Annotated in this window: 8 protein-coding genes; 6 read left to right on the top strand and 2 right to left on the bottom strand. The window is 71.1% G+C overall.

Features of this window, described 5'->3' with window-relative positions:
- Together ectA and AOJ26_RS36525 are read right to left on the bottom strand one after the other, a co-directional pair.
- The coding region (ectA, locus tag AOJ26_RS36530; RefSeq protein ID WP_053852654.1) for a diaminobutyrate acetyltransferase at positions 1-512 on the bottom strand (512 nt) is incomplete at its 3' end.
- Positions 513-818: 306 nt separating this feature from the next.
- Entirely contained in the window at positions 819-1949 is a 1131-nt protein-coding gene (locus tag AOJ26_RS36525) for a pyridoxal-phosphate-dependent aminotransferase family protein (protein WP_053852657.1), read from the bottom strand.
- 175 nt (positions 1950-2124) lie between these two features.
- Between AOJ26_RS36525 and AOJ26_RS36520 the strand changes: the two genes are divergently transcribed.
- The 6 genes from AOJ26_RS36520 to AOJ26_RS36495 all read left to right on the top strand — a co-directional run.
- A complete protein-coding gene (locus AOJ26_RS36520; RefSeq protein ID WP_053852653.1) occupies positions 2125-2976 on the top strand; it encodes a transporter substrate-binding domain-containing protein in 852 nt (283 codons plus the stop codon).
- Positions 2973-3806: an amino acid ABC transporter permease gene (locus tag AOJ26_RS36515; protein WP_053852652.1), complete on the top strand. Its 834-nt coding sequence runs from the start codon at positions 2973-2975 to the stop codon at positions 3804-3806. Before AOJ26_RS36520 ends, AOJ26_RS36515 begins: the two co-directional genes overlap by 4 nt.
- Positions 3803-4591 carry an amino acid ABC transporter ATP-binding protein gene (locus AOJ26_RS36510; RefSeq protein WP_053852651.1) on the top strand — a complete coding sequence of 263 codons (789 nt, stop codon included), beginning with the start codon at positions 3803-3805 and terminating at the stop codon, positions 4589-4591. Before AOJ26_RS36515 ends, AOJ26_RS36510 begins: the two co-directional genes overlap by 4 nt.
- 85 nt (positions 4592-4676) lie before the next feature.
- The gene (locus AOJ26_RS36505) at positions 4677-5468 is read left to right on the top strand and encodes a PIG-L deacetylase family protein (RefSeq protein ID WP_373413217.1); all 792 of its coding nucleotides are present in this window, start codon (positions 4677-4679) and stop codon (positions 5466-5468) included.
- Between the two features lie 24 nt (positions 5469-5492).
- On the top strand, positions 5493-6584 hold the full coding sequence (locus AOJ26_RS36500; RefSeq protein ID WP_053852650.1) for an amidohydrolase family protein: 1092 nt from the start codon (positions 5493-5495) through the stop codon (positions 6582-6584).
- A 136-nt stretch (positions 6585-6720) separates the two neighbouring features.
- Positions 6721-7459: SCO1860 family LAETG-anchored protein (locus AOJ26_RS36495; RefSeq protein WP_053852655.1), on the top strand; the 739-nt coding region annotated here is incomplete at its 3' end.

Genomic DNA, 7459 nt, shown 5'->3' with positions numbered 1-7459 from the left:
GGGGAACCGGGGGAGAGGGGCCCGATCCGGTAGAGGACCTCGGGGTCGTGCGGCCCGTCGGGGAACAGGCTCGTGTCGAACAGCACCTCGCGCTCCAGGCGGGCGCCACGGCGTTCGGCGAACGACGTGAACAGCCGCTCGGAGGCGGTGTTGCCCGGCGTGATGGTGGTCTCGACGGTGGTCAGTCCGCGCTCGGCGGTGAGCCGTGCGGTCAGCCCGTCGAGCAGGGCGGCGGCGAGACCGCGGCCGCGGTGGGCCGCGTCCACGGCCACCTGCCAGACGAGGAGGGTGTCGGGCCGGTCCGGGCGGACGTACCCGGTGACGAAGCCGATCGCCTCCCCGTGCTCGTTCCGTGCCACCGCCGACGTGGCGGCGAAGTCGCGACACCACAGCAGATAGCTGTACGACGAGTTCAGGTCGAGAACCTCGGAGTCGCGGGCGATCCGCCACAGTGCGGCTCCGTCCGCGACCGTCGGCCGGTCGATTTGCAGGTCTGCTTGTGCGGCAGTCATGCGAATTGAATTTACCGAGCGAAATTCAAAATTGCATCGCCGGACGGGGTTACGTACGGGCGCCTCGTGTGTTACCACGCGGGCGCGCGCCGACGCGCAAGGCATGACCGTTATGTACGATTACGCCCAGCAAATAACGGGCAAATTGATCACAGTGTGTAACGCGTCACAAGTAGGTGACCACCACGGGATCTCCCCGAATTCGGCCCGTTCGCGTTCGCAGAATCTTTGCGTTTAGCCCGAGGGAAAGCGGGCAGAAGAATACGGGAAGCTATTCTAGATAAAGCCCGGAATTGTCTTTATGAATTATGCACCGGTGCCGCGCGCATTCATCGTCCGGTCGAACGTCTCCTCGGCCGACCGCAGCGCTCCCGCCACATCCACCGCGAGCCCCTGCTCGGTCAGCGCCGCTCCCAGCGCGGCCAGGCTCGCCCGGACGGCCGCGGGCGTCGCGTCCACGCCGTAGTGGTTGACCCGGACCATCTCCGCCGCCAGGGCGCCCCCGCCCGCGGCCAGGGGCAGCGCGGGGTCGGACGACAGTGCCCGGGCGACGAGCTCGGAGGCCACCACGCCGGAGAGGGAACGCAGGGTCGTGGCGACCGGCGCGGCCTCGCGGTCCTCGTGCACATAGGGCTCCAGACCGCCGCCCAGCGCCCGCGCACCCGCCCGGGTCGCCGCCGCGGCCGCCCGGTGCCGGGCCATCACCGTCTCCGGCCCGTCCGCCTCGATCCGCTCGACGCACGCCTCCAGTGCCAGCATCTCCAGCTGCGCCGGGGCGTGCAGCAGGGCCTTGCGGCCGCCGTCGATCCAGCGCTCCTTCCAGTCGAGGAGGGAGAGGTACGACCGGCGCGGTGCCCCGGGGTTCCCCGCCATCCGCGCCCACGCCCGCTCGCTCACCGACACCGCCGAGACGCCCGCGGGACCGCCCATCGCCTTCTGCGCCCCGATCACGCACAGGTCCACGCCCCACGCGTCCGGCAGCACCGGCTCGGCGCCCACGGAGGCGACCGCGTCCAGGTAGAAGAGGGCGCCCTGCCGGCGTACCACCTCCGCGATCTCCGCGACCGGGTTGGTGTTGCCGGTCGCCGCCTCCGCGTGCACCAGCGACACGAAGTCGATCGCCGGGTGCTCCTCGAAGGCCGCCGCGATCTGCTCGGCCGTCACCGCCGTGTGGAACGGCACCGCCAGGTCGATCACCGTCGCGCCGCAGTCCCGCAGCCAGTCCCCGAAGGTCTGCCCGTACGGGCCGGTGACGACGTTCAGCGCGGTCGTGCCCGGACCCGCGGTCCCCCGGATCGCCCCCTCCAGCGGCAGCAGCGCCTCACCCTGCATGATCACGACGTCCTGCTCGGTGCGCAGCAGCCGGGCCACACGGTCCTCGATCGAGGCGAACCGCGCCGCGCCGAGCGGGGTCAGGTCCAGGAAGGGGTGCGTCACGACGGTGCTCTCTTCGCTCACTGGGGTAGACGTGAACGAGCGTAACCGTTCTCGATCAACCCCCGACCACCGGCGACTTCTTAGGCTGAACGGCCTCGCGACCATCGGTTTGGTTTGAGGCACTCAAACCTTTCCTTATAATCGGAACCCACAGTTCCCCCACAGGAGGCCTCCCGTGAACACCCTCTCCGGGCGCCGGACCCGCGTCCTGGCCGCCACCACCGCGACGGCCGGGCTCCTGCTCGTCGCTGCCTGCACCTCCAGCGACGACGGCGGCAGCGGTTCGAAGACCGCCGCGGGCGGGGTCGAACTGGTCAAGGGCGGACAGCTCACCACCTGCACCCACCTGCCGTACCCGCCGTTCCAGTCGGAGATCGACGGCAAGGTCCAGGGCTTCGACGTCTCGCTCATCGACCTGGTCGCCAAGGACCTGGGCGTGAAGCAGGAGATCCTCGACACCCCCTTCGAGAACTTCAAGACCGGCGCCTTCCTCAACTCCGGCGAGTGCGACCTGGCCGCGGCCGGCATGACCATCACCGACGAGCGCAAGAAGAACGTCGACTTCTCGGACCCCTACTTCGACGCCACCCAGGCCCTCCTGGTCGCCAAGGGCAGCGGGATCTCCTCGCTCGCCGACGCCAAGGCGAAGAAGGTCAAGCTCGGCGCCCAGGCCCAGACCACCGGCGAGGACTACGTCAAGAGCCAGGGCTTCGACCCGGTCTCCTTCGAGTCCTCCGACGCCGTCCTCAACGGCCTGCGCTCCGGCCAGGTCAAGGCCGTCGTCATCGACTACCCGGTCGTCCAGGGCTGGCTCAAGGACAAGGCCAACGCCGACGCCTTCCAGGTCGCCGACAACATCAACACCGGTGAGCAGTACGGCTTCACGGTGAAGAAGGGCAACACCAAGCTGCGGGACGCCATCAACAAGGCGCTCGCGGACGCCAAGGCGGACGGCACCTACAAGAAGCTCTACGAGAAGTGGATCGGCCCGTACGACGAGTCGGTCGCCTCTCCCGCCGCCTCATGACCGCGGCGGACACGCAACTCCAGCCTCGCAAGAAGGGCCTGACCCGACGTCAGAAGCGCAGCCTGTCCCGCGGCGTCCAGTACGCCGTCTTCGTCGCCGCCGTGATCGCCTTCGCGGTCTCGGCGGACTGGGGGCGGCTGAAGAACCAGTTCGCGCAGGCGGACATCGCCGACCAGATGTTCCCCGAGGTCATCACGCTGGCGCTGAAGAACACCGTGCTCTACACGGTGTCCGGCTTCGTCGTCGGGCTCGTCCTCGGCATGGTCATCGCGCTGATGCGGCTGTCGTCGGTGGGCCCGTACCGCTGGTTCGCCGGTGTCTACATCGAGATCTTCCGCGGGCTGCCCGCGCTGCTGATCTTCATCTTCATCGGCGTGGCGGTACCGCTCGCCTTCCCCGGCACGGAGATCGTCGGCGGCACCTACGGCAAGGTCGCCCTCGCGCTCGGCCTGGTGGCCGCCGCCTACATGGCGGAGACGATCCGCGCGGGCATCCAGGCCGTGCCCAAGGGGCAGATGGAGGCGGCCCGTTCGCTGGGCTTCTCACCGGCCCGCGCGATGGTCTCGATCATCATCCCGCAGGCGTTCCGGATCATCCTCCCGCCGCTGACCAACGAACTCGTCCTGCTCTTCAAGGACTCCTCCCTGGTGCTGTTCCTCGGCGTCACCCTGGAGGAGCGCGAACTGTCCAAGTACGGCCGCGACCTGGCCAGTACGACCGCCAACTCCACGCCGATCCTCGTCGCGGGCCTGTGCTACCTGCTGGTGACGATCCCGCTCGGGTTCGTGGTCCGCCGTATGGAGGCCAAGGCCCAGGAGGCCGTGAAATGACCGTTGAGACGAGCCGGCCGGAGATCGAAGTACGCGGTCTGCACAAGTCGTTCGGCACCAACGAGGTCCTCAAGGGCATCGACCTGGAGATCGGCCAGGGCGAGGTCGTCTGTGTCATCGGCCCCTCGGGCTCGGGCAAGTCGACGCTGCTGCGGTGCGTCAACCTCCTGGAGGAGCCCACCAAGGGGCAGGTCCTCGTCGGCGGCACCGAACTCACCGACCCCGACGTCGACATCGACGCCGTACGCCGCCGTATCGGCATGGTCTTCCAGCAGTTCAACCTGTTCCCGCACCTCACGGTGACCGAGAACCTCACCCTGCCGCAGCGCAGGGTCCTCAGGCGCGGCAAGGCGGAGGCCGCGAAAGTGGCCGCCGAGAACCTGGAGCGGGTGGGCCTCGCCGAGAAGGCCGACGCCTACCCCGCCTCCCTGTCCGGCGGACAGCAGCAGCGCGTCGCCATCGCCAGGTCCCTCTCCATGGGCCCCGAGGTGATGCTCTTCGACGAGCCGACCTCGGCCCTCGACCCGGAGCTGGTCGGCGACGTGCTCGCGGTCATGCGGATGCTGGCCCGCGAGGGCATGACGATGATGGTCGTCACCCACGAGATGACCTTCGCCCGCGAGGTCGCCGACCGGGTCGTCTTCATGGACGGCGGAGTCATCGTCGAGGACGGCGCCCCGGCCCAGGTCATCGGCGATCCCCGTCATGAGCGCACCCGCCACTTCCTGTCCCGGCTCCTCGACCCGGCGATGGCCGACGTGGAGAACGTGGAGGACCAGGCGTAGGACGAGGGCAGCGGGCAAGGGCGGCAGCTGAAAGGGGCATACGCGCCTCTGTCCCACAGAGCCCGACAACCGCCATGATTCGGGCATGACGACTCATGACGACACGGGCGGCTTCGCGGTGGGCGGCACGCTGCCCCCGCTGCCGGAGGACTGGGAGCGCTGCCTGGCCGTGGCCGCGCACCCGGACGACATCGAGTACGGGACGGCCTCCGCGGTGGCCCGCTGGACGACCCAGGGCAAGCGGGTCACGTATCTGCTGGCCACCCGCGGCGAGGCGGGCATCGACGGGCTGCACCCGGACCTGGCGGGCCCGCTGCGCGAGGGCGAGGAGCGGGCGGGCGCACGCGAAGTGGGCGTGGACACGGTGGAGTTCCTCGACCACCGGGACGGCATGATCGAGGAGGGGCCGGCCCTGCGCCGCGACATCGTGCGCGCGATCCGGCGGCACCGGCCCGAGGTCGTGGTGACCGGGGCGTACACCGTGCGGATGGTCGCCGGGGTGGTCAACCAGGCCGACCACCGCGTGGTGGGCCTGGCCGCGCTCGACGCGGCACGCGACGCCGGCAACCGCTGGATCTTCCCCGAACTCGCCGACGAGGGCCTCGAACCCTGGGGCGGGGTCCGCTTCGTGGCCGTCGCCGGCACCGACCGCCCCACCCACGGCGTGGACGTCTCCGGCGAACCCCTGGAGCGGGGCATCGCCTCCCTCGCCGCGCACGCCGAGTACACCAAGGGCCTCGGCGCGGGCGCCTTCGAACCGCGCCCGTTCCTGACCTGGGCGGCCCGCCGGGGCGGCCCCGCCCTCGGTGTCGAGGCGGCGGTCCTCTTCGACGTCCACCAGCTCGCCTTCGAGGGACCACCGCCCTGGGAGCAGTGACCCCGGGCTGGCTAGGGTGCGGTCATGAGCGATCGCACGGTGCTGCACGTGAAGGGCCGGATCCTGGCCGGCCCCGAGGACGTCCGGGACGAACTGTGGGTGGTCGACGGGCGGATCTCCTACGACCGTCCCGTCGCCGCCCGTGACGTCCGCACGGTGTCGGGCTGGGTGCTGCCCGGCCTGGTCGACGCCCACTGCCATGTGGGCCTCGGCGCGCACGGGCCGGTCGACCGGGACGTGGCCGAGAAGCAGGCGCTGGCCGACCGCGAGGCCGGCACCCTGCTGATCCGCGACGCCGGTTCGCCCTCCGACACCCGCTGGGTGGACGACCGCGAGGACCTCCCGAAGATCATCAGGGCCGGCCGGCACATCGCTCGCACCCGCCGCTACATCAGGAACTACGCCTGGGAGATCGAACCCGGGGACCTCGTCGCGTACGTCGCCCAGGAGGCCCGCCGGGGGGACGGCTGGGTCAAGCTGGTCGGCGACTGGATCGACCGTGAGGTGGGCGACCTGGCGCCCAGCTGGCCGCGGGAGGCGGCCGAGGCGGCCATCGCGGAGGCCCACCGCCTCGGCGCCCGTGTCACCGCGCACTGCTTCGCCGAGAACTCCCTCCCGGACCTGGTGGAGGCGGGCATCGACTGCGTCGAACACGCGACGGGCCTGACGGACGACCTGATCCCGCTGTTCGCCGAACGGGGCGTCGCGATCGTCCCCACCCTCGTCAACATCGCGACCTTCCCCGAGCTGGCGGCCGGCGGCGAGTCCAAGTTCCCCCGCTGGTCCGCCCACATGCGCCGGCTCCACGCCCGCCGCTACGACACCGTCCGGAACGCCTACGACGCCGGCATCCCGGTCTACGTCGGCACGGACGCGGGCGGCACCCTCCCGCACGGCCTGGTCGCGGCGGAGGTCGCGGAACTGGTGAAGGCCGGAATCCCCGCGCCGGACGCGCTGTCGGCGACCACGTGGGGCGCCCGGGAGTGGCTGGGACGGCCGGGGCTGGAGGAGGGGGCCGCGGCGGACCTCGTGGTGTACGCACAGGACCCCCGCGCGGACGTACGCGTGCTGGCCGACCCGGTCCAGGTCGTACTGAACGGCCGGGTCGTGCAGTAGGGAGGCGAACGCACGCGCGAAAGCGGGCACGGGCACGCCACGATCGTGTGAACTCCCGTGGGAACGCTGTCGAACGAGGAGCGGTGCGACATCCTTTCGAGGTCCCGAGCCAGTCCTCTCTGGGGGTCCCACCACCTTGAACAGCACCGACTTCCGTATGCCCGCACGTCGTCTCGCCGCCGTGGCGGCGGCCGGCGTCCTCGCCGCCGGTCCCGCGGCGCTGGCCGGCGCGGGCGCCGCGCACGCGACCGGCGACCAGGGGCGCGCGAGCGCCGTCGTCCTGCGCACCGGGCTGGACGTCAGCCTGCTCCACAAGACCGTCGACGTCCCCCTCGCGGTCACCCTCAACGAGGTCCAGGCGCCCCGCAGCGCCCGGCAGACCACGCTGACGGCGACGTTGGACGGTGTGGACGGGGGGCGGCCGTTCAGCGTGCTCGCCGCGGAGGTGGCCGACGCCGGGGCGACGGTCACCGACGGGAAGGCCGAGGCGTCCACCCGACTCACCCACGCCAGGATCCACGTCCCGGGTCTCCCGCTGCTGTCCCTCATCGAGATCGAGGGCGTCACCTCCCGGGCGACCTGCGAGGCGGGCCGGACCCCGACCGCCTCCTCGAACCTCCTGGGCGCGGTCACGGTGCTCGGCAAGAAGGTCACGGTGACCGCGGGCGGCCCGACCGACGTCAAGGTGCCCGGGGTCGGCGAGGTCCGCCTCGACCTGTCGAAGAACGTGACCACCGCGCGCACCGCCGCCGCCACCGCGCTCGAACTCACCGTCTCCGTCGACCCGTTGAAGCTGGGCGTCGCCGAGGTCGAGGGCACCGTGACCCTCGCCGAGGCAACCTGCGAGGCACCCCCCGCCCCCGCCGCGCCTGAGC

The sequence above is a fragment of the Streptomyces sp. NRRL B-24085 genome, assembly GCF_001282115.1.
GTDB lineage: Bacteria > Actinomycetota > Actinomycetes > Streptomycetales > Streptomycetaceae > Streptomyces.
This window is presented reverse-complemented; position numbering and strand designations above follow the sequence as displayed.

Excerpts from the sequence above, each read along its gene's own strand:
- AOJ26_RS36515 (WP_053852652.1), top strand. The coding sequence starts at position 2,973 with ATGACCGCGGCGGACACGCAACTCCAGCCTCGCAAGAAGGGCCTGACC.
- AOJ26_RS36510 (WP_053852651.1), top strand. The coding sequence starts at position 3,803 with ATGACCGTTGAGACGAGCCGGCCGGAGATCGAAGTACGCGGTCTGCAC.
- AOJ26_RS36505 (WP_373413217.1), top strand. The coding sequence starts at position 4,677 with ATGACGACTCATGACGACACGGGCGGCTTCGCGGTGGGCGGCACGCTG.
- AOJ26_RS36500 (WP_053852650.1), top strand. The coding sequence starts at position 5,493 with ATGAGCGATCGCACGGTGCTGCACGTGAAGGGCCGGATCCTGGCCGGC.